We start from the raw sequence: 22,034 nt of genomic DNA, 5'->3' as shown, positions 1-22,034 counted from the left end.
TCCGGGGTCCTCCGGGCTCGGGATTACTGTCCTGACCGAACGGACAGGAGGCAGGCATGGCAGTGGAATCGGTGACGAGCACGACCGCGAGGACCGTGGACGGCACGCGCGCGGGCGGCGGCGAGCAGCCGGACTTCGACCGCATCCGCGACGACCTGCTCGGCAGCTGGAAGGACATCCGCCTCGCTGCCCGCGCCCGCACGCTCGACCCCGCCCTCCACCGTCGCGACGACCAGCTCGTCGCCGACCACCGGGCCCGGGTGACGGCGCAGCTGCAGGTGCTGCTCGACAGCGGCGCGGTCCGCCTCCCCTTCCCCGAGCAGTTCGGCGGCTCCGGCGACGCGGGCGGCAACCTGGTGGCGTTCGAGGAGCTGGTGACGGCCGACCCGTCCCTCCAGATCAAGGCGGGCGTCCAGTGGGGGCTCTTCGCCGCGGCGATCCTCCACCTCGGCACCCGGTACCACCACGAGCACTTCCTCGCCGACGCGATCGAGCTGCAGACCTTCGGCGGCTTCGCGATGACGGAGACGGGGCACGGCTCGGACGTGGCGTCGATCGCCACCACCGCGACGTACGACCCCGCGACGCAGGAGTTCGTGATCGACACCCCCTTCCGCGCCGCGTGGAAGGACTACATCGGCAACGCGGCGGTCGACGCCAGGGCCGCGGTCGTGTTCGCGCAGCTCGAGACGCTCGGCGAGCGGCACGGCGTGCATGCCTTCTACGTGCCGATCCGGGACGAGGCGGGCGGGTTCCTGCCCGGAGTCGGCGGTGAGGACGACGGCCCGAAGAGCGGCCTCAACGGCGTCGACAACGGGCGGCTGCACTTCTCCGGCGTCCGGGTGCCGCGCGCGAACCTGCTGAACCGCTACGGCGATGTCGCGCCGGACGGCACGTACACCTCGCCGATCGCGAGTCAGGGGCGCCGCTTCTTCACGATGCTCGGCACGCTCGTGCAGGGTCGGGTCTCGCTCGCGGGCGCGGCGAACACCGGCGCGAAGATCGCGCTGCAGATCGCGCTGACCTACGCCGACCAGCGCCGGCAGTTCGCCGGGGCGACCGGCGAGGAGGAGGTGCTGCTCGACTACCCGCAGCATCAGCGCCGCCTGCTCACGCGGCTGGCGGGGGTCTACGCCGCGACCTATACGCAGGACGAGCTGCTCCTGGACTTCCACCGCGTGTTCACGGGCGAGCACGACACCGACGAGTCCCGGCAGGAGCTGGAGAACTTCGCGGCCGCCGCGAAGGCGGAGGCGACCTGGCACGCCCTCGACACGATCCAGGAGTGCCGCGAGGCGTGCGGCGGCGCGGGCTTCCTCGCAGAGAACCGGTTCGGTCAGCTGCATGCGGACCTCGACGTGTACGCGACCTTCGAGGGCGACAACACGGTGCTGCTGCAGCTCGTCGGCAAGCGCCTGCTCACCCAGTACGGGCGCCGCCTGAAGGCCGCGGGGTCCACTGGGGCAGCCCGCATCGTCGGCGCCCAGCTGCTCGGTGCCGCGGCCGCGTCCGCCGGCCTGACCGCGCTCGCGCAGCGCACCGCGGACGGCGGCACGGCGGCCGGCGCGGCACGCTCCCTCCGGGATCCCGCGGTGCAGGAGCGGCTGCTGCGGGAGCGGGTCGAGGTGGCCGTCGCCGAGATCGCACCCGCCCTGCGGCCGACGCCGGGCACCTCCGCCGAGGAGCTCGCCGCGCGGTTCGGCGAGCACCAGCACGCGCTCATCGACGCGGCCCGCGCCGAGGCGAGGCTGCGGCAGTGGCGCGCCTTCACCCGCGCGGTCGAGCGGGAGCAGCACGGCCCGACCAAGGCGCTGCTCGCGCTCGTGCGGGATGTGTTCGCGCTGACCACCATCGAGCGGGACCTCGGCTGGTACCTCGTGCGGCGCCGGCTCAGCACCTCCCGCGCGAAGGCCGTCACCCGTCTGCTCGACTCGCTCATCCGACGCATGCGCCCGCACGCCGTCACGCTGGTCGAGGCGTTCGGCTACGAGCAGGGTCATCTCCGCGCGGCGATCAGCTCGGGTGCGGAGGCGGCGCGGCAGGCGGAGGCTCGGGGCCGCTGAGCGGGGCGCTCGCCGGGCGGCCCGGTCAGGTCAGCCGCGCGAGCGCCGCTCCGGCGGCCGTGAGCGCCGCGACCGGCTCGGTCAGCGCCCGGTCGCGCCCCACGAGTTCGGTCAGCGACACGGCCGCGGCGTACCCCGTCGTGGGCGCATCGATCGCGCCGGCGATCAGCGCGGCGCGGACCCCGGCCCCGGTCGCGAGCGAGCGCACCGCATCGGGCACCTTCCCCTCGAGGGACTGCCCGTCGAACCGGCCCTCGCCCGTGATCACGAGATCGGCGCCCGTCAGCGCCTCCGGCAACCGCACGTGCCGCGCGACGGCGAGCGCCCCGGGGGCCAGCTCCGCACCCCAGGCGAGCAGGCCGAAGCCGGTGCCGCCCGCCGCGCCGGCCCCAGGCGTCCCCGGGTCGATCGGGAGCTGCGCGGCGAGGCGGCCGAGCGCCTCGTCCAGCACGGGGACGTCCGCGGGCGTCGCGCCCTTCTGCGGTCCGTACACGGCCGCCGCCCCGCGGGGACCGAGGAGCGGGTTCCCGACGTCCGACAGCACGAGCGCGCCACGGGCCGGCAGGGGTTCGAGCCCCGAGAGATCGACCGCGGCCAGGTCGAGCAGACCGGCGCCACCGTCACCCACCGCCCTGCCCCGATCGTCCAGGAACCGCGCCCCGAGCTCGCGGAGCATCCCGGCGCCGCCGTCGGTGGAGGCGCTGCCGCCGATCGTCAGCAGCAGCCGGGTCGCGCCCGCGCGGATCGCGGCCCGGATCGCGGCGCCGAAGCCCCTGGTGTGCGCGGTGAGCGGTATCAGCTCCCCGAGCAGGGTGATCCCGCTCGTCGACGCCAGCTCGACGACGGCGCTGCCGTCCTCGAGGAGGAGCACCGGCGCCTCGACCTCCCGCCCGTCGGGACCTGGAACGCGGACCGGGAGGCGCACCGCGGCCGGCGCGGCTGCGGCGATGACGTCGAGCGTGCCCTCGCCGCCGTCCGCCATGGGCACCTCGACGACCTCGTCCTGCGGCCGGATCGATCGCCAGCCCTCCGCCAGGGCCGCTGCCGCTCGCGTAGCGGAGATCGTCCCCTTGAAGGAGTCGGGGGCGATCACCACGCGCATCGATCCTGGCGACCGCATCAGCGGAGGGTCACCGGGTACCGAGGTTGTTCCCGACGGAGCAGGTCTGCTGCTGCACGGTCTGCCCGACCACGGTGCTCGGCAGGTCGACGGTGTCGCTCGAGGTCGGGGACGGGCTCGGCGACGAGGCGCTCGACGACGAGGGCGCCGACGATGAGGAGGCCGATGACGGACTCGGCGTGCTGCCCTCCGTCACCGATCCCACACCGGAGGTCGCACCTGTCTGCTTCTTCGCGAGCCGGAGCGTCTTGTCCGCCTTCACGGCGTCCATCAGCACCGTGTCGCTCGCCTCGTTGGCGACGAGGCCGTCGCCGTAGAGCGTCGTCGGGTACTGGACGAGGACGAACTGCGCGAGCGGGATGGCGGCCACCGCACGCCCGATCGAGACCATCGTGTCCACGTTCGCGAGGCTCGAGGAGAGGGTCATGCTCTGCGAGGCCGCGGTCGCGAGGCCGTAGAGCTTCGTCACGTCGGAGAGTGTGGCGTTGCTCTTGATCTTCCGCACGAGGGACGACAGGAACACCTGCTGGGAGCTGATCCGCGTGAGGTCGCTGCCGTCTCCCACGCCGTGGCGGGTGCGGAGGAACTCGAGCGCGGTGGGGCCCTGGATGGTGTGCTCGCCCTTCGACAGGTGCAGCCCGGTGTAGTCGTCGTTGATCGCGGACGCGACGCAGACCGGGACCCCGCCGACGGCGTTCGACATCTCGACGACGCCGTCGAAGGTGATGAGCGCGGCGAACGGGATCGTCATGCCGGTGAGCGCCGCGACGGTGTCCCGCACGCAGCCGAGGCCGCCGTACTCGAGCGTCGTGTTGATCTTCACGCCCGTCGCTCCCGGCAGCGTCTTCGACGGGTCGGAGGGGTCGGTGCAGGACGGGCGCGTGACGTAGAGGTCGCGCGGAAAGCTGATGACGGTCGCCTTCGTGTGGTCCTGACTGATGTGGATCAGGATGTTCACGTCGTTCAGCGTGCTGCCCGGGTTGGAACCGTAATGACCCTTCTGCCCGTTCCTCGTGTCGCTGCCGACGAGGAGCAGGTTGACGGTGCCCGAGTAGGCGCCGATCTGCGGGACGTGCGTCGAGGAGTCGCCGGGCAGCGTGACCGTGTTCGTGCCGATGTTCGCGGAGAGGCGCTCGAAGGCGATGGCGCCGACGGAGACACCCGCGACGAGGACCACGCAGAGCCCGATCCCCACGGCACGGAGGACCGCCCCGGCGAGGCCCGGGGAGCGCAGCCGACCGTGGCGCGCGACGGTCCCATCCGGGCGACCTGCCATGACGGCTCCTCCTTCCGGGACGTCGATGGTGCTGGACGACGGTCGGGGTGTGAGCGCGCACGCATGCGCCTCGCAGTGGGGGACGAGGTTCCGTCACCCGCCCTCTACCGTCGATCGGGCACGACGAATGGGATCCTACCGATCGCGTTTCCCCTGAACAGGGGTTGATCCTGAGCGGTTCCTACTCATTCGGCCAGACCTGGGGGGCCTGACGAAGCACCGATGACCGCACGCACGACGACCATCACCACCGCGCTCGCCGCCGCCATCGTCGGCGCACTCGCGCTCGGCGCCGCCGCGCCCGCGGAGGCGACGACGCCGACCCCGGCGCCCTCGGTGTCCGCCTCGACGACCCCGGCCCCGGGGACGAGCACGTCCGCCGCCTCCCCCAGCCCGGCGCCCGACGACCCGCCGACGGCCGACCCGAGCCCGACGCCCACCCCGACCCCGGTCGTGCCGCTGCCGCAGGTCGCGACGATCGACAAGCACGTCGGGCACACCACCGCGTCGCGTACCGCGACGATCACCGGCACGCACCTCCTGAACCTCGCGGGGGTGCAGATCGCGGGTGTCGCCATGCCCGACCTGGTCGTGCTGTCCGACGACCTGGCCCGATTCGTGATCCCGAACGCGATCGACTACCAGGCCAGGACGGCCGCCATCACGACCACCGCGTACTCCGACCCCACCGCGCAGCCCACCGGCCTGACCTTCCAGTACCGGGTCACGAGCAAGCTGGACCGGCAGATGGCGTACGCGTTCCGGTACTGGAACGTGTCCTCGAACCGCACCTTCGGCTACCTGAGCGGCAACGACTGCGCCAACTTCGCGAGCCAGACCCTGCTCGCCCGCGGCTGGAAGCGCTCATCGCAGTGGTTCGACTACGGGCCCGGCCGCTGGAGCCCGACCTGGGTGTCGTCGACCGCGCTGAGCAGGTGGCTCCAGAAGCGCAAGGATCTGGCCACCCACCTCACCTACGCGCAGCGGGACCTGGTGTCCGTCGGCGACATCGTCCAGTTCCGGTGGCCGGGCCACCCGAAGTCGTACAGCTCGTGGGACCACACCGCGATCGTGTCGAAGGTTGTCGTGCTGCCGAACGGGCGCCACGACATCTTCTACGTCGCCCACACCACCAACCGGCAGTACGGCGGCAGCACCGGGGCGCTCGCCGCCTGGTACTCCGGGCAGCGGATCAAGGGATCGACGCTCCACATCCAGTTCTTCCACCTCAGGAGGTGAGGGCGGCCCGAGGTGCGGCGGGGCCGGGCGCGGCATACTGACCGCCCGTGGCCCCGCTCCTCTCCGTCCCGTTCGCGCTCCTCTCCGTCGCGTTCCTCCTCGTCCTGCTGCTCGCGCTCGTCGTCGCGACGGTCCTGCTCGCGCTGCTCGTGCTCCTGGTGCTCGACCTGCTGCTCGAGCGCCACGGCGTCGACCGATCGGGTGCCCTGCGCCGCACCTGGGAACGCCTCCGCGGCCCGGTGGTCGCCGCGCCCGCCCAGGCGGCTCCCGGCCAGGACGGGGCGCCCGCCGAGCGCCCCAGCGCCCGGATCCCGTTCTCCGCCCGGCATCCGAGCAGGCCCACCCGCCCGGTCCAGCCCGAGGCTCCCCGGCAGCCGGAGGACGCCGAGCGGCCGGAGCAGCCGGTGGCGGCTCACCAGGCCCCAGCTCAGGACATCCCGGCTCCGCGGGTCCCCGCTCCCCAGGCCCCGGCTCAGGTCATCCCGGCCCCCCAGATCCCGGCTTCACAGGACGACGACGCGGTGACGGAGGTGCTCACCGCCCCTGCACCGCCCCGCACCCGCGCGCCGAGGACGCCCCGTCCCGCGACGGCTCGCCGGACCGTGGCCCCCGCCCCCGCACCCGCACCCGCACCCGCACCCGATCAGGAACCGGGCGCCGAGGACCGGGATTCGGCCATGGACCGCCTGTTCGCACCGCTGCTCGAGACCGATCGGACCGAACCGCTTCCCCGTACGACGCGGCCCGCGCGCCGACCGCGGGACGAGCGCTGACCGCCGGTCAGGTGCGGGTGAGGGCCGTCACTCGGCACCGAACCCGGGGAACGCCTTCCCCGGGTTGAGGATCCCCCTGGGGTCGAGCGCCCGCTTGACCGCCTCGTGCATGCCGAGCACGACCTCGCTCAGCTCCGCGCGGGCGCCCGGCAGCTTGAGCAGACCGACCCCGTGCTCGCCGGTCACCGTTCCTCCCAGCTCGCGGCACGCGTCCACGATCCGGTCGAACGCGGTCTTCGCGCGGACGGCGGCGGCCGCATCCCCCTCCGGCGCGATGATCAGCGGGTGGAGGTTGCCGTCACCGGCGTGCGCGATGTTCGCGATCACGACGTCGGCGTCGGCCGCGATGCGCTCGATGCGGCCGAGCATCGCCGGTACGGCGCCTCGCGGCACGCACACGTCCTCGGTCAGCACCGGCCCGAGCCGCTCGAGCGCCGGGTAGGCGAGCCGCCGGGCGAGGAACAGCCGATCCACCTCCTCGGGCGCCGCGGCGCGCTCGACGCCCACACCGCCCTCCTGCTCGAACAGCACGGCGATCCGCTCCTGCAGCGCCTCCCCGGCCGGTCCCGGGGTGTCGACCTTCGCCATCAGCAGCGCGCTCGCGTCCTCGGGGAGGTCCCAGCCCTGCCATTCGCCGACGGCGTGGAGGCAGGTCCGATCGATCAGCTCGAGCGCCGCCGGCACGATGCCTGCAGCCGACACCGCGGCGACCGCGCGGCCCGCGTCGGTCAGCGACCGGAACGTGCCGACGACCGCTCGCTCCTCACGCCCCTCGAGCGGCAGCAGCTTCACCGTCACGTCCACGACGACCCCGAGCGTGCCCTCGGACCCGACCATCAGCGCCGTCAGGTCGTACCCGGTGACGCCCTTCGCGGTCGAGCGCCCGAGGCGCGCGACGGAGCCGTCCGCGAGCACGACGGTCATGCCCAGCACGTAGTCGCGCGTCACCCCGTACTTCACGCAGGCGATCCCGCCCGCGTTCGTCGCGACATTGCCCCCGATCGTGCAGATCGACTGGCTCGCGGGGTCCGGCGGGTACCAGAGCCCGTGGTGGGCGACGTGCCGCCGGAGGTCGTCGTTGATCACCCCGGCCTCGACGACCGCGAAGCGCTCCGCGCGATCGACGTGCAGCACCCGGTTCATCCGCTCGAGCGAGAGGACGACGGCGCCCTGCATCGCGTTCGCTCCGCCGGAGAGCCCGGACCCCGCGCCCCTCGGGACGACCGGCACGCCGAGCTCGGCGGCCAGGCGCACGGTCGCGACCACGTCGTCGACGCCGGTCGCGAGCACGACGGCGGCCGGGCGGGCGAAATCCGCCCACTCCGCGGCGTCGTGGCTGTACCGGTCGAGCGTCTCGGGGTCGGTGCGGAGCGCGTCGGGCGGCAGGGCCTCGCGCAGACGGTCGGTGAGGGTCGGAACGGGGGTGTCCATGGCGCCCTCAGGCTAGGGCGCGGTCCGCACCCGGTTCACGCCGGGCTCAGCGGATGGTGCTGTACGACGCGCTGACCACGGCCCAGATCTGCGTCAGCAGCACCAGGCCGCCGATGAGGATCAGCAGCACGCCGCCGACGAGCATGCTGCGCCGTGTCGCGATCGCGTGCTGCGTGGCGCCGGTCTGCCAGACCAGCATCCCCACGCCGAAGCCCGCCGTGATCACGGCGAGCAGTCCGTAGAGGGCTGCGGTGGGGAACACGGTCAGGTCCACGTGTCGGCGCTCCTTCCGCCCGCCGGCTCCGATCAGCGGAGCGGTGTCGAACGGGCCGTCTCCAGCATCTCATCCTCCGGCGGTGGATCGCCGCGATCGCCGGCGCCCGCATCCCCGCACGGCCGCCGGAGGGACCTCAGCGGCGCCCCCGCAGCGTCTCGCTCGGCCGCTCGCCGAACCGTGCGCGGTAGAGGCGCGCGAACCGGCCGCTGTTCCCGAATCCCCACCGCTCGGCGACCGCCCGCACGGAGCCGCAGTCGCCTCCCGCACCCCGCAGCAGCTCCTTCCTCGCCCCTTCGAGGCGGATCGCATGCAGGTGCTCGACGGGGCTGACACCCAGGTGGCGCCGGAACAGCGCCTGCAGCGACCGGACCGAGATCCTGGCCGCCGCCGCGACGTCCGGGATCGCGATCGGCTCCAGCGCGTGCTCCTCCAGGTACCCGACGGCGCGGCGGAGGGAGCGGGGAGCGTCCAGTGCGACCGCACCCCGGTCCTCGTCCGGATCCCCGAAGCAGGCGAGGAGGGTGCGCACCGCGAGATCGAACAGCTCGCCCGCGACGATCGGGTTGTCGAGGACATGCGGGTCCCGCGCCGCCCGCTGGATGTGCGACGCGGTCCAGGCCCAGGCGGCGCACGCGGAGGGCGACGGCGCACCGCCCGGCCCGGGACGCAGCGGGGCGCCCTGATGGCCGTACCGCTCGGCAGCGGCGCGGAACGCGGGCTCGTCGAGCTCGGTGGTGCGCAGGTGCAGGTCCTCCGACGTCATCCGGGCCGGTCCCGGCGGACGGAGGAAGGGGCGTGCGGGATCGACACCGCTCCGGGCCGGCTCCAGCGACAGGCGCCCCCCGAGCACCTCGCCCACGGCGACGACGCCGTCGGGGTGGGTGCCGCTCGCCCGCGCGCGACCGGCGAGCACGAGCTCGGTGCTGGACAGGCGCCCGTCACCGACGACGCTGTGGCGGAGCACGAACGGGCCGTCCGCGCACCCGAGGTCGAACCGCAGGCGCGGGTAGGCGCGCCGGAGGATGACCGCCGCCTCGCCGCGGTCGTGGGTCGAGACCGCCACCCGGCCACCGGACCCGCCGGGACCGGCGATGAACCCGGGCATCGCACCCGCCGCCTCGTCGCGCAGCATCGGACCTCCGACTCCCAGTTCGGAGCGTCCGGGCGGACGGAGTGGTCCAGGACCCTCGTCCGGTCCTGCAAGAGGCGCGGGCCGGGGATCAGCGGGTCGGCGCTGCGCGGTGGATCGGGCCCGAACCGCTGCGCAGCGGGGCGGCATCGCGCCCGGCGCGCTCGGCGAGCACCTCCGCGAGGATCGCGATCCCCAGCTCCGGCGGGGTGCGGGCGCCGATGTCGAGACCGATCGGCATGCAGATGCGCTCGAGCGCCGCCGCGTCCGCACCGAGCGCCGCGAGCTGCGCGCGCCGCCGCGCGGCCGTCGCCCGCGACCCGAGCGCGCCGACGAACCCGGCCCCGCTCTCGAGCGCGGTCAGCAGGGCGAGCGCGTCGAGGTCCTCGTCGTGCCCCAGGAGGCACACCGCGTCCCGCGCCGTGAGCGCCGCGGCGCGGACGACATCGTGCGGACGCGCCACCACGACCTCGACGCCCTCCCGGAACCGCCCGGGCTGCAGGAGGGCCGCCTGCGGATCGCAGACGGTGACCCGGTACCCGACAGCCGTCGCGAGATCGGCGAGCGCCACCGCGCTCTCGGTCGCGCCTCCGACGATCATCCGGCGTCGGGGAGCGGCCACGTCGACGTACAGGCGCACGGTCGCGTCCCCGCACGCGAGGTCGACCAGTCCGCCCGTCCCCGCGTCGCGGCGGCCCTCGAGCGCGGCGTGCAGCCGCGCGACGGGCGAGCCGGGCAGCTGCACGGCGAACGCGTCGACCGTCGTCGGGACGACCGCGCGGCCGAGGAGGGCGGGAGGTCCGGAGACGACGAACCCGACGACCGCGGGAGCGCCGAGCGCGGCGGCGCGCAGCTCGGGCAGCACGACGGGATCGAGACGATGCACGAGGACGTCGAGCTCGCCCCCGCACGCCAGGCCCGCACGCGCAGCCGCCGCGTCACCGAAGCCCAGGCGACGGATGCGAGCGACGTCGTCCGCGAGGAGCGCCGAGCACTCGCGCAGCACGGCGCCCTCGACGCACCCTCCGGACACGGAGCCGAGCACGTCGCCGGCCTCCGTCGTCACCATCGAGGTGCCGACGAGCTGCGGGGCGCTCCCGATGACGTCGATCGAGGTCGCCACCGCGCACCCGACGCGCGCTTCGAGCAGCGGCAGCAGACGTTCCGCGAGCTCGAGCACGGGGGCCATCCTCGCGGCCACGGGTTACCGCCGTGTGACGGGTGCCACCGAATACGACATCGAATAGCGCCGGAATACTTCGAACACGAATTCGCTCCCCGCACTGGGGCCAGAAGAATACGGGGACAGAACGATCTGTCTGTCCCCGCGGGTGCTACTGTCCCACTACGCGATACCCGTCGCCGATAAACGAATACCCACATCGACTCGCTTTCCGAGCGTCCCGCTTGACGGACCCAGCCGTCGGCGTCGACTCCCGATCGGAGGTGCGAGATCAGCGCTCGACCAGCGGTTCGGCCCGATCCCCCATCGGGCCGGACGCGCGGCGCGGAAAACGGAAAACGCCGCGTGCGACCGATCCCCCAATCGGCCGCCGCGGCGTTCCCGTAGCGAAATCGGGCCTCAATTCCAGCCCCCCAGCTGGAAGCGGCCCGATGTCCCCAGCGTAATGCGGGGCAGGTGAATTCGCATCCGAATTCGCACCCCACTGCGAGGCACACCCCATGACGGGACACGCGAACCGCGGCGCCCGCGCCCGTGGGACGCCCCGACGCGACCCGACACTCCCGCATCCCCCGGGTCCGCCGGTTACGGTACGGCCGTGGTCGATGAGGAGCGCAACTGGGCGCGGACACTGACGTACAGCGCACCCGTGCGACACCCCGCCGACCTGCGGGAGCTGCAGGAGCTGGTCCGCGGCGCGGATCGCGTGCACGCGCTCGGCACCCGCCACTCGTTCAGCCGGTGCGCGGACACGGACGGGGTGCTCGTCGCGCTCGACCGGTTCGCGCCGGATCTCGTCGTCGATCCGGAGGGCGGCACCGCGACCGTCGGCAGCGCTGTGCGACTCGGTGATCTCGGCCGGCTCCTGGAGGAGCACGGGCTCGCGATCCCGAATCTCCCCTCCCTGCCGCACATCTCCCTCGGCGGCGCGGGGGCGCCCCCGACCCACCGCTCGGGGGACGGCACCCCCATGCTCGCGACGTTCGTGGGCGGACTGGGGACGGTCGGTCCCGGAGGCGTGCAGCGCCGGTTCAGCGGCGCCGAGCTCGCCGGCGCGGTCATGTCCTACGGTGCGCTGGGCGTCGTCACGCGGGTGACGGTCGCGACAGTGCCGGCGTTCCGCGTCCGGCAGGACGCCTTCGGTGCCATGCCGTGGACCACGGTGGAGGAGCGCTTCGACGACGTCTTCGGCGCCGGCTACTCCGTCAGCCTCTTCTCCCGCTGGACGGAGGGGGTGCGCGGCGGCCTGGTGAAGTCGCTCGATCCGTCCGACCGGTCGGGCGACTTCTTCGGCGCGGCCTGGTCGCCGGTGGACCCGGCGGAGATCGCGACGGAGACGCGCTCGACCCGGGTCGGCGACTTCGGCCCGTCGTGGGACCGTCTTCCGCACTTCCGGCTCGCGGCCGTCCCGAGCGTCGGGGAGGAGCTGCAGAGCGAGTACTTCGTCCCCCGGGAGCACGCCGTCGAGGCGCTCGAGGCGCTGAGCGGCATCGGGGCGGAGATCGATGACGCGCTGCACGTCAACGAGCTGCGCACCGTCGCCGCCGACGACCTCTGGCTCTCCCCCGCGTCCGGCGCCGATGTGCTCGCGATCGGCTTCACCTGGAAGGACGCACCGGAGCTGGTGCTGCCGCTGCTCCCCCGCATCGAGGAGCGGCTGCTGCCGCTCGGGGCCAGGCCGCATTGGGCGAAGCTGTCGCACGCCGGAGCGGCGGATCTCCGCGACCGCTACGCCGGCTGGGCCGACTTCGCGGCGCTGCGCGACAAGGTCGACCCGGACCGGGTGTTCGGCAACCCGTTCCTCGAGCAGGTGCTCGGCTCCTAGTCCTGCACGCAGGCGCCTCCGCCGGAGGCCATGACGGAGGAGCTGTCAGGCGCCGGATCAGGGAATCCTCTCGCCTCGCGCCCCGAACTGGGTCGCATCGCCTGCGCGCCGTTCTCCATACCCTGAGCCGACCGCCACGGCCGGAGGGGAGGGGCGGAGCATGAGGAGTCCTCGCCTGATCGTGGGCGTGCTGACCGCGGCGCTCGCGCTCGCCGTCACCTCCGTGGGCACGACCCCACCCGGCGACGGCCCTGTGCGCTCCTTCCTGCAGGTGCGGCCCGCGTCCTCGACCGCGCGCGGATACGGGCTGAGCCCCGCCGACATCGCCTCGGCCTACGGCCTCGACGGCGGGGGCACGGGCACCGTCGCGATCGCGACCGCCTACTCGGACCCGCACCTCGAGGCGGATCTCGCGGTCTACCGCGCACGGTTCGGCCTGCCCACCTGCACGACCGCAGGCGGCTGCCTGCGGATCGTGGGCGAGGACGGCGGCACGAACCTACCGAAGGCGGACGCGGACTGGGGCGAGGAGACCTCGCTCGACGTGGACGCGGTCTCCGCGGCCTGCCCGGGCTGCAGCATCCTCGTCGTGGAGGCGAGCACCGCCAGGATCGACGATCTGGGGACGGCCGTCGACAGCGCGGTCTCGCTCGGAGCGACCGCGGTCTCCGCCTCCTGGGGCGACACGGAGTGGAGCTTCTGGAGCTCCACCTCGGCCCGCTACTTCACGCACCCCGGGGTGCCGATCGTCGCCGCGACCGGGGACGACGGCGCCACCACCGCGGTGTTCCCCGCGGCGCTGCCGAACGTGATCGCCGTCGGCGGAACCACGTTGACGAGCACGACCGACGGCACCGGGTCGCCTGCGACCGTGCAGCAGGTCCAGGGCGGGGCCGTGACCACCACCACGACGTCCGCGACGGTGACGAAGGATCGGCAGACCCTCGCGAAGGCGAAGTCGGCGCTCGGCACCGCCAAGCGCCGCGTGACCGCGGCGGCCGCGTCGCTGCATCGCGCGACGGTGCGTCGCGCCCACGCCGCCACCGCGCGGTCGCGCACGCTCTGGCGTCACCGCGTGAGCTCGCTCACCCGGGCGCTCGCATCGGCCCGCAAGACGGAGAAGACGGCCGCCAAGCGGGTGTCCGGAGCGGAGTCGGTGCTGCTGAAGGACCTCGTGCGCGAGCAGAGCGAGCAGGCGGCCGTCCGCGCGAAGCTCGGGCAGACCGGCCGGGCGGGCTGGATCGAGACCGCATGGAGCGGGGGCGGCTCGGGCTGCTCCGCGTTCGTGCCCAGACCCTCCTGGCAGCCCCGAGCCGTCTGCGCCCGGCGCAGCACCGCCGACCTCGCGGCCGACGCGGACCCGCAGTCGGGTCTCGCGACGTACGACACCTACGGCACGTCGGCGGACACGCCGGACGGCTGGTTGGTCGCCGGCGGGACCTCGCTCGCCGCGCCGCTCGTCGCAGCGATGCTCGTGCGGTCGGGCCATGCGGCGTCGTACTCGAGCGCCCAGCCGCTCTACGCGCACGCGGGAGCGTTCTGGGACGTCACCGGAGGCGCCAACGGTTCCTGTCGCACAGCCCTGTGCGATGCGGGCGTCGGCTACGACGGGCCGACCGGGCTCGGCTCCCCGAGGTCGCTCGCGTCCTTCTGACGCGGCCCCGGCCTCAGACCCGGTGCCCCACCATCGAGTGGCGGATCTCGATCGGCACCCTGGTGCCGTTCGAGAGGACGCCTTCGAGGTACTCGGAGTTCGGATCGGGCAGGGGGCGCGGCTGCCAGCCGCTGCCGATGACCAGCTCGACGATCTCCGCCGCGGAGGCGTGCCGCTCCATCGCGGCCTCGATCTCCTCCTGCAGTCGCCGTCGCGCGACCATTGGGGTGGTGCTCATCCGCTCAGCATGTGGCTCTCGCCCGCGCTCGGCAAGCCCCCGCCCGGGTGTTCCCGATCGATTCATCGGAAGGCCGCTCGGCGCGCCCGCCGGACGGCTCAGCCGTCGAACAGCGCCCGCCGGCTCGCGAGGCGGAGGTCGAGCTCCCGGATCGCGATCTCGGCGAGCTTGCCGAGATCGTCGAGCTCCTCCTCGGAGAAGACCCTGATCCGCCGGTCGAACACGCACAGCGTGCCGATGACGTGCCCGTCCTGGGTGGTGAGGGGCACCGCGGCGAAGCCGTGGAGCTCCGCGTGCGTCTGCACGAGCGGGTTGCCGGCGAACCCGTCCCCGTCCTGCACGTCCGGCACGCACAGCGGCCGGCCGGTCGAGACGGTGTTCGCGCAGAGCGCGACGTCACGATCCACCTCGGTGAGCTCGAGGCCTCTGCTCGACTTGAACCATTCGCGATCGGCGTCGACGATCGAGATGAGGGCGATGGGCACGTCGAGCATCCGGCGGGCGAGTTCCGCGATGCGGTCGAAGGCGTCGTCCGGAGGGGTGTCGAGGATGTTGTACCGGCGCACGGCCGCGAGGCGGCGCTCCTCATCGGTCGCGAGCCGCTCCCGATCCACCCGGCCCGCGAGGACCAGATCCTGCACGTAGGCGTTCTGGAACGCGACGGCGACCTCGTCGAGGCCGGGCCGATCCTCCGGCAGCAGCGCGGTCATGCGGCGCAGGAGCGAGGCGAGCGCGGGGGGCACCGTGTCGGGCACGATCGGGTCGCGCTCGAGGCGGGCGACCGCGGACTCCTCCACCCCGCCCGGGAACGCGACCTCGCCGGTGAGCGCCTCGAGCAGCACGAGCCCGAGCGCGTACACGTCGGACGCGGTCGTCGCCTCCTGGCGGTCGACCTGCTCGGGGCTGAGGTAGGCGACCGTGCCCGTGGTGCGCTCGCCGCCGTCGGTCTGCCCGATCATCGATGCGATGCCGAAGTCGGTCAGCTTGCCGCGGATCCGGGTGTCGATGCGCCGGTCCGCGAGGAGCACGTTCGCGGGCTTGATGTCCCGGTGCAGGAAGCCGTGCTCGTGGACGTACTGCAGCCCCTCGGCGAGGTCGAAACCGAGGTAGGCCACCTGCGCGGGTGTCAGCGGGCCGTGCTCCCGGAGGCGCCGTCGCAGGTCGACGCCGGGGATCCGTTCCATCACGAGGTAGATCCGGGGTCGCTCACGGTCGGTCGAGTCCACGCCGGCGTCGAACAGCGTCGTGAGCGCGTAGTGGTTCATGCTGGCGACGAGCCGGGCCTCGGACTCCTGCACGCGCACCGCTGTGCCGTCCGCGGCGGCCGCGTGGAAGATCTTGATCGCGACGTCCCGATCGAGCAGCGGGTCGGTGCCCTCGTACACGACGGCGCGACCTCCTCGCCCGATGGGCCCGCGGATGATGTAGCGGCCGGCGACGACGGTCGACGGCGGCATCGAGTCGGATCGTGGCTCGGGCACGGGCGCTCCAGGCTGGTCCCTCGTGGATCGAGGTACTCGGGTCAGATGATGGCACAGCGCCGCGCCCGTCGAACACCTGTGCGCCGCCGCGTCCGCGCGCCGGCCCTCGCGCCCGCCGGGCCGGTCAGCGCGTCGGCTCGGCGAACCCCAGCGGCTCGCGGGTGAACCGGTAGGTGGCCCAGTTCAGCGAACGGACCGATCCGTCGTCCCGGCGCCGGACCGTGAGCCGCTCTCCCCGTTCGCGGCCGGAGACGGTCCGGTAGGCGTCCGGGCCCTCCGCCTCGAAGACCGACGGCGGCGTCGCCGGGTCCGCACCCCCGACGACCGCCTCGAGCCGCCCCTCCCGGATCCGGAACACGAACGGCGACCCCTCCGAGAACCAGAGGCCCACGAGCGGCAGCAGCTCCGCCGGCGCGACCCGGCCGGGTGCCCACGGCTCGAGCGGGGCCGCGTCGTGGTCGGCGACCTCCGCTCCCAGCCGCACCGCCGTGCCGGCCGGGTCCTTCGCGACGCTGTTGTTCATCAGCACGACCGCCGTGACGCCCGACTCGCGGTCCGAGAACGCGCCGGTGATGCCGCCTGGCGCGCCGCCCGTGTGCCCGAACCAGGTGCGGCCGTCCTGCCGCATGATGGCGAAGCCGAGCCCCTGGGCACCGCTGAAGCGCTCGTCCCTCACCGCGTGCGGCTCGAGCATCTCGGTCACCGTGTCCCGGCGGAGCACCGACTCGTCGGGGTCGAGCAGGAACGCGTGCCAGCGGACGAGGTCGGCGACCGTGCTCGCGAGGCCACCGGCCGCGGCGAGGATGCCGGTGAACAGGACGGGCTCCTCCACCGGCACGTCCGTGAACGGCGGCACGTAGTACAGGCCGGCTCGAGGGGCCCGGAGCACGGTCGTGGTGTCGCGGAGCCCGATGGGGTCGAGCAGCCGGGCCTGGAGGCTCTCGGCCCACGGACGTCCGTCGAGGTGCGCGACGATCTCACCGAGCGCCAGGTAGCCGAGGTTGCTGTAGTGCCACGCGCTGTGCGGCGGGAGCACCCGCTCCGTCCCGTTCCAGTCGGCGACGAACCGGTCGGCCGGCGGCACCTCGAGCGTGTCCCAGAACTCGGGGGCGACCGGTTCCCGCTGCATGCCGCTCGCGTGCGCGAGGAGCTGCCGGACGGTGACTCCGGGCTGGCTGCTGCCCGGCAGGAGGTCGTCGACGCGGTCGTCGAGATCGAGTCGTCCCTCGTCGCGCAGCTGCAGCACCATCACCGCCGTGAAGGTCTTCGTGTTGCTCGCGATGAGGAACTGCGTGTCGACACCCAGGGGCACAGCGGGGTCGCCGAGGTCGGCGGTGCCCACGCCGGCGGACCACAGCAGGTCGCCCCGGTGCGCGACGCCGGCGGCGAGCGCCGGCGTCCGGCTGGCGCGCTGCGCCTCCACCGCGAGTCGATCGAGGGTCCGGCGAGTGGTGTCGAGGAGCTCGTAGCGCACGGACGTCGATGGTACGAGCGCCGCCCTCGTGCTCCGTGAGGCGCCGATCCGGCCGCGGCGGCGGAACGCGGGGAGCCGCTTCGCCGTCCTAGGCTCGTCGTACAGGGGGCGGAGCACGGACCGCGCGCCTCCGGATGACGAAGGAGTCGCATGCCGATCCGGACCCGCACCGCTGCCGCAGGGCGGGCCCCGGGCCTCCGGTGGGCTGCGCCGCTCGCGGAGGAGGGCCGATGACGGAGCTACGGAGCCAGGACTGGTACGGCGGCGAGGGCCGCGACGGCTACATCCACCGGGCCTGGATGCGGCGCGGCCTGCCGGAGGACGCCTTCGACGGGAAGCGCCCGCAGATCGCGATCGCGAACACCGCGAGCGACCTCACGCCCTGCAACATGCACCTCGACGAGGTGATGGAGTCGGTCAAGCTGGGTGTCGCGGAGGCCGGGGGCATCGCCCTCGACCTGCCCGTCGTCTCCCTCGGGGAGACCCTCGTGCGGCCCACGGCGATGCTGTGGCGGAACATGGCCGCGATGGCGATGGAGGAGATGTTCCGCGCCAACCCCATCGACGGCCTCGTGCTGCTCGGCGGGTGCGACAAGACGATCCCGGCGCTGCTCATGGCCGCGGCCTCGGTGGGCATCCCCGCGGTCGTGGTCCCGGGCGGTCCGATGATGAACGGGATGTTCCGCGGCAAGCGGATGGGCTGCGGCACGGGCGTCTGGCAGCTGTCGGAGGAGGTGCGGGCGGGCACCCTGTCGCAGGAGGCGTTCCTCGCGAGCGACCGCTCCATGATCCGAAGCAAGGGGCACTGCAACACGATGGGCACCGCCTCGACCATGGCGATCATGGCGGAGGCGCTCGGCATGACCATCCCCGGCCTCGCCGGCACCCCCGCCCCGGACGCCCGCCTGCTCGAGGCGTCGCAGGCGACCGGCCGGCTCGCGGTCGAGCTCGTCCGCGAGGGCCGCACGATCGCGGACGTCATCACGAAGGAGTCGTTCCACAACGCGATCGTCGCGCTCGCCGTCTGCGGCGGCTCCACCAACGCGGTCGTGCACCTGATGGCGATCGCCGGGCGGCTCGGCATCGAGCTCACGCTCGAGGACTTCGATCGGATCGGCGCGGAGGTGCCGCTGCTGGTGAACCTGCAGCCCTCCGGCAGCTACCTGATGGAGGACCTCTACAACGCGGGCGGGGTGCTCGCCGTGCTCGCGCAGGTGCGGGACCTGCTCGACCCCACCCCGATCACCGTGACCGGGCGTCCGCTCGTCGACTACCTCGACGATCGGGACGTCTGGAACGACGAGGTCATCGCGCCGCGGGAGGAGCCGCTCATCGCCGGGGCGGGCATCGCCGTCCTGCGCGGCAACCTGGCGCCGAACGGCGCGATCATCAAGCCCTCGGCCGCATCCGCGCACCTCCTGCAGCACCGCGGGAAGGCGGTGGTGTTCGACTCGATCGAGGACTTCCACGCGCGGGTCGACGACCCCGACCTCGACGTCACGCCGGACTCGGTACTGATCCTGCGCGGCTGCGGCCCGATGGGCTACCCGGGCATGCCGGAGGTGGCCAACCTGCCGCTGCCGCAGAAGATCCTGCAGCAGGGGGTGCGCGACATGGTCCGGATCAGCGACGGACGCATGTCGGGAACGGCATACGGCACGGTCGTGCTGCACGTCGCGCCGGAAGCCGCGGCCGGGGGCACGCTCGCGCTCGTGCAGGACGGCGACGAGATCGTGCTCGACGTACCGAACCGCACCATCGAGCTCGACGTCCCCGCCGACGAGCTCGCGCGGCGCACCCCCTCCCCCGCCCTGGTAGCCGGCTACGCCAGCGCGACCCGCGGGTGGGAGCGGCTGTACATCGAGCACGTGCAGGGCGCGGACACCGGCGCCGACCTCGACTTCCTGGTCGGCGCGAGCGGAAGCGAGGTCACCAGGGAGTCCCACTGACGAGTCGCGGCCGCACGCGAGCACGGGCCGGGAGACCCGGCCGTCGGATCCCCCGGCCCGTGCTCGGTGCCGGTCAGCGCAGTCGATCAGCTGCGGTGCGGCACACCTTTCGCCGTGCGGAGCACCGACTGCAGAGCGAAGTACTGCGGCTTCGCGACGAGGTTCGCGTCGTACAGATCCGCCGACCCCTCACCCGCGAAGACGCCCGGGATCCAGGAGTACGCGTCGCCGAAGCCCCACACCGTGTACGAGATGCAGGCCCGGACGAGCAGGCAGGCCTGCAGGCTCTCGCTGTATCCGGCGTTCTGCGCCGACTGCTCCGTCGCGGTGACGGGCAGCGTGGTGCGGACGTCGACCTCGGTCTCCGCCGTCCTGAGCCCGAGGTTCGCGAAGCGCTGCATCGAGGTCTCGAGGTCCGGGATCCCGTACTGCGTGTCGAGATGGGTCTGGAAGCCGACGCCGTCGATCGGCACGCCCTTGCGGACGAGTCCCCGGACGAGGGCGTAGGCGCCGTCCTGCTTCGGACCGGCGTACTCGATGTTGTAGTCGTTGTAGAAGAGCAACGCCTTCGGGTCGGCCTCGTGGGCCCACCGGAACGCCTTCTCGATGTAGCTCGGGCCGATCTTCTCCAGCCAGAGGTTGTCCCGCAGCGTCCCGTCCTCGTTGAACGCCTCGTTGACGACGTCCCACTGCCAGATCTTCCCCTTGAAGTGCGTCATCTCCTCCGTGATGTGCTGCTTCAGGATCGCGGCCGTCTGCTTCGACGTCAGGAAGGGGCCGAGGTCGACCAGCCACTGGGGCAGCTGGTTGTACCAGACGAGCGTGTGGCCGCGGACGAGCTGGTGGTGCTGCCGGGCGAAGCGCACCAGCTCGTCCGCAGCGGTGTAGTCGAACTGGCCGCGCTTGGGCTCGATGGCGTCCCACTTCATGACGTTCTCGGGCGTCACCGTGCTGAACTGGCTGCCGGCGATCTGGTCGTATCGCGTGTTCGAACCCAGCTGATCGGTGTTGATGGCGGTCCCGATCTTCAGCCCCGCCGCGGACTGGGCGAGCGCTCGGAGGGTCGAACGGCCTGAGCCGTCGGGGGCGGCGGACGCGCCGAGCGCGCCGCCGGCGACCAGCGCGACGGCGAGTGCCGTAGCAGCGGTGCCGGCGAGCGCGCGGCGGTGGAGGGGCGGATGGAGAGACATCGTGTGCTCCTCGTGAGTGGGCGACTTCATCGTGACCCGTGGCCGGCGCCGGCGGCGGTTGTCCAGTAGGACAACGTTTTCCATATCGGGTGTCAACGGTTTCGATGAGGTTTCGACGGCGCCCCGCGCGTCGCCGAGCAGCCGGTGCGCGGTCGACCCGAATACGCCAGAGTGGTCGGGTCCGTGCACGGCGCGGCGCGATCGGAGGAGCGCACATGGAGCCCCAGAGCCTGCCCGAGTGGGCCATCCGCCGAGCGGTCACGGGTGACGGCGCACGATGGGCGGTGCGCATCGGCGGCGAGGACCGCTGGATCGACGGCGGCCTCGCAGACCTGCTGGCGCTGCCGCTCGATGCGGCCCGTGCGCGGCTCGAGGCCGCGAGGGAAGCCGCCGAGGCGTTCGAGGTCGGGGCTCCCGTGGACGAGCAGGAGGTGTGGGCCGCAGGCGTCACCTACGAGCGCAGCCGGGACGAGCGCATGGCCGAGTCCACGGAGGCGTCGATCTACGACCGCGTCTACGTGGCCGAGCGGCCCGAGCTGTTCTTCAAGTCGACGGCGTCGCGCGTGGTCGGCCCCGGCGGGGCGGTGGGGATCCGGGCCGACTCGGCCTGGGACGTGCCGGAGCCGGAGCTCGGCCTCGTGTTCACGAGCGCCGGGGAGCTGTTCGGGTACGTGCCCGGCAACGACATGTCGAGCCGGTCGATCGAGGGCGAGAACCCGCTGTACCTGCCGCAGGCGAAGGTCTACGAGGCCGCATGCGCCCTCGGGCCGGCGATCGTGCCGGTGTGGGCGGCAGGAGGTCCGTTCGAGATCGGGCTCGAGATCGAGCGGGACGGCGGCGTCGCGTTCGAGGGCACCACCTCGACCGCGGCCATCACGCGCACCGCCCAGGACCTCGGCGCCTGGCTCTTCGCGGCGATGCCGTTCCCCGCGGGCGCGGTGCTGCTGACCGGCACGGGCATCGTCCCGCCCGAGTCGTTCACGCTGGCGGCGGACGACGTGGTGCGCGTCCGGGTCGAGGGCGTCGGCGTCCTCGAGAACCGGGTGCGCGTGGTCGGCCGGGATCCGCGTGACCGGTCGGACGACACCGCGGGCTGACCCGGCCGGCCGGCTCAGCCGGCGAACGCGTACTGGACGGCCCCTGCGACGCCCGCCTCGTGGGCGAACACCGCCCCCGCAGCCGGCTCCGCGCGGTCCTCGCCCTTCCCGTCCCTCGAGGTCGTGATGAACAGGGTGGTGCCGTCGGGGCCACCGAAGGTGCAGGAGGTCACGTCGCGGACCGGCACCTCGACGACCTCCGTCAGGCGCCCCTCCTGGTCGTAGCGGTGCACGGCGTTGCCGCCGAACAGCGCCGTCCAGAGGCCGCCCTCGGCGTCGATCGCGAGGCCGTCGGGGTTGCCCTGCTCCTCGGGGATGTCGACCACCGTCGTGCGCCTCCCGAAGGCGCCGGTGACGGGATCGAAGTCGAAGCGCGAGATGCGATGCGTCGGGGTGTCGTTGTAGAACGCGGCCAGCCCGTCCGCCCGCCACTGGAGCCCGTTCGAGATGGTCACGCCCTCCAGGACGCGGTGCACGGACCGGTCGTGGTCGATCCGGTAGAGCGTGCCGGCGCCCTCGGTCGCCCCGTAGGCCATGGTGCCGAGGAAGAGGCGCCCCTGCGGGTCGCACCCGCCCTCGTTCATGCGGATCGCCGGGTCGTCGAATACCGTCTGGACGTCGCCGACCGGGGTCAG

18 protein-coding genes are annotated in these 22,034 nt (G+C 73.3%); 7 read left to right on the top strand and 11 right to left on the bottom strand.

Annotated features, from left to right (window positions below; all coding sequences use genetic code 11):
- The first annotated feature begins 56 nt into the window (after positions 1–56).
- Entirely contained in the window at positions 57–2,063 is a 2,007-nt protein-coding gene (locus ACTHLI_RS08890; protein WP_440182851.1) for an acyl-CoA dehydrogenase family protein, read from the top strand.
- Positions 2,064–2,088: 25 nt separating this feature from the next.
- Here ACTHLI_RS08890 and ACTHLI_RS08885 read toward each other — a convergent pair whose 3' ends face one another.
- Positions 2,089–3,165 carry a glycerate kinase gene (locus ACTHLI_RS08885; RefSeq protein ID WP_440182874.1) on the bottom strand — a complete coding sequence of 359 codons (1,077 nt, stop codon included), beginning with the start codon at positions 3,163–3,165 and terminating at the stop codon, positions 2,089–2,091.
- 28 nt (positions 3,166–3,193) lie between these two features.
- A complete protein-coding gene (locus ACTHLI_RS08880) occupies positions 3,194–4,459 on the bottom strand; it encodes an LCP family protein (RefSeq protein ID WP_440182849.1) in 1,266 nt (421 codons plus the stop codon).
- A 222-nt stretch (positions 4,460–4,681) separates the two neighbouring features.
- Here ACTHLI_RS08880 and ACTHLI_RS08875 point away from each other — a divergent pair, with 222 nt between their 5' ends.
- Complete coding sequence (locus ACTHLI_RS08875) at positions 4,682–5,698, top strand: amidase domain-containing protein (protein WP_440182847.1); 1,017 nt, start codon at positions 4,682–4,684, stop codon at positions 5,696–5,698.
- A gap of 47 nt (positions 5,699–5,745) precedes the next feature.
- A complete protein-coding gene (locus ACTHLI_RS08870) occupies positions 5,746–6,471 on the top strand; it encodes a hypothetical protein (RefSeq protein ID WP_440182845.1) in 726 nt (241 codons plus the stop codon).
- 27 nt (positions 6,472–6,498) lie between these two features.
- Here ACTHLI_RS08870 and ACTHLI_RS08865 read toward each other — a convergent pair whose 3' ends face one another.
- The 4 genes from ACTHLI_RS08865 to ACTHLI_RS08850 form a co-directional block, all read right to left on the bottom strand.
- Positions 6,499–7,902 carry an FAD-binding oxidoreductase gene (locus tag ACTHLI_RS08865; RefSeq protein ID WP_440182844.1) on the bottom strand — a complete coding sequence of 468 codons (1,404 nt, stop codon included), beginning with the start codon at positions 7,900–7,902 and terminating at the stop codon, positions 6,499–6,501.
- A 46-nt stretch (positions 7,903–7,948) separates the two neighbouring features.
- The gene (locus ACTHLI_RS08860) at positions 7,949–8,176 is read right to left on the bottom strand and encodes a hypothetical protein (RefSeq protein ID WP_440182843.1); all 228 of its coding nucleotides are present in this window, start codon (positions 8,174–8,176) and stop codon (positions 7,949–7,951) included.
- A gap of 136 nt (positions 8,177–8,312) precedes the next feature.
- A complete protein-coding gene (locus ACTHLI_RS08855) occupies positions 8,313–9,311 on the bottom strand; it encodes a helix-turn-helix domain-containing protein (RefSeq protein WP_440182841.1) in 999 nt (332 codons plus the stop codon).
- Positions 9,312–9,399: 88 nt separating this feature from the next.
- Positions 9,400–10,488, bottom strand: a complete 1,089-nt coding sequence (locus ACTHLI_RS08850) for an XdhC family protein (protein ID WP_440182839.1) — start codon at positions 10,486–10,488, stop codon at positions 9,400–9,402.
- Between the two features lie 601 nt (positions 10,489–11,089).
- On the opposite strand from ACTHLI_RS08850, the gene ACTHLI_RS08845 reads away from it, so the two are divergent.
- Both ACTHLI_RS08845 and ACTHLI_RS08840 read left to right on the top strand, forming a co-directional pair.
- Complete coding sequence (locus ACTHLI_RS08845; protein WP_440182837.1) at positions 11,090–12,316, top strand: D-arabinono-1,4-lactone oxidase; 1,227 nt, start codon at positions 11,090–11,092, stop codon at positions 12,314–12,316.
- 160 nt (positions 12,317–12,476) lie between these two features.
- The gene (locus tag ACTHLI_RS08840; protein ID WP_440182836.1) at positions 12,477–13,970 is read left to right on the top strand and encodes a S53 family peptidase; all 1,494 of its coding nucleotides are present in this window, start codon (positions 12,477–12,479) and stop codon (positions 13,968–13,970) included.
- A gap of 13 nt (positions 13,971–13,983) precedes the next feature.
- Here ACTHLI_RS08840 and ACTHLI_RS08835 read toward each other — a convergent pair whose 3' ends face one another.
- From ACTHLI_RS08835 to ACTHLI_RS08825, 3 genes are all read right to left on the bottom strand, one after another.
- Positions 13,984–14,208: a hypothetical protein gene (locus tag ACTHLI_RS08835; RefSeq protein ID WP_440182834.1), complete on the bottom strand. Its 225-nt coding sequence runs from the start codon at positions 14,206–14,208 to the stop codon at positions 13,984–13,986.
- Positions 14,209–14,306: 98 nt separating this feature from the next.
- On the bottom strand, positions 14,307–15,689 hold the full coding sequence (locus ACTHLI_RS08830) for a protein kinase domain-containing protein (protein WP_440182832.1): 1,383 nt from the start codon (positions 15,687–15,689) through the stop codon (positions 14,307–14,309).
- 124 nt (positions 15,690–15,813) lie between these two features.
- Positions 15,814–17,163 (bottom strand): serine hydrolase domain-containing protein, encoded by a 1,350-nt coding sequence (locus ACTHLI_RS08825; RefSeq protein WP_440182831.1) that lies wholly within the window; start codon positions 17,161–17,163, stop codon positions 15,814–15,816.
- 230 nt (positions 17,164–17,393) lie between these two features.
- Between ACTHLI_RS08825 and ACTHLI_RS08820 the strand changes: the two genes are divergently transcribed.
- Positions 17,394–19,112, top strand: coding sequence for an IlvD/Edd family dehydratase (locus tag ACTHLI_RS08820; protein WP_440182829.1), 1,719 nt, complete (start codon positions 17,394–17,396; stop codon positions 19,110–19,112).
- Positions 19,113–19,198: 86 nt separating this feature from the next.
- Here the strand turns inward: ACTHLI_RS08820 and ACTHLI_RS08815 are convergent, their stop codons facing one another.
- Positions 19,199–20,302 carry an endo-1,4-beta-xylanase gene (locus ACTHLI_RS08815; protein WP_440182827.1) on the bottom strand — a complete coding sequence of 368 codons (1,104 nt, stop codon included), beginning with the start codon at positions 20,300–20,302 and terminating at the stop codon, positions 19,199–19,201.
- Between the two features lie 215 nt (positions 20,303–20,517).
- Here ACTHLI_RS08815 and ACTHLI_RS08810 point away from each other — a divergent pair, with 215 nt between their 5' ends.
- Positions 20,518–21,399, top strand: coding sequence for a fumarylacetoacetate hydrolase family protein (locus ACTHLI_RS08810; protein WP_440182826.1), 882 nt, complete (start codon positions 20,518–20,520; stop codon positions 21,397–21,399).
- Positions 21,400–21,413: 14 nt separating this feature from the next.
- Here ACTHLI_RS08810 and ACTHLI_RS08805 read toward each other — a convergent pair.
- Positions 21,414–22,034: SMP-30/gluconolactonase/LRE family protein (locus tag ACTHLI_RS08805; RefSeq protein WP_440182824.1), on the bottom strand; the 621-nt coding region annotated here is incomplete at its 5' end.

Origin of the sequence: Amnibacterium sp. (genome assembly GCF_051956055.1) — a bacterium.
Classification (GTDB): domain Bacteria; phylum Actinomycetota; class Actinomycetes; order Actinomycetales; family Microbacteriaceae; genus Amnibacterium.
This window is presented reverse-complemented; position numbering and strand designations above follow the sequence as displayed.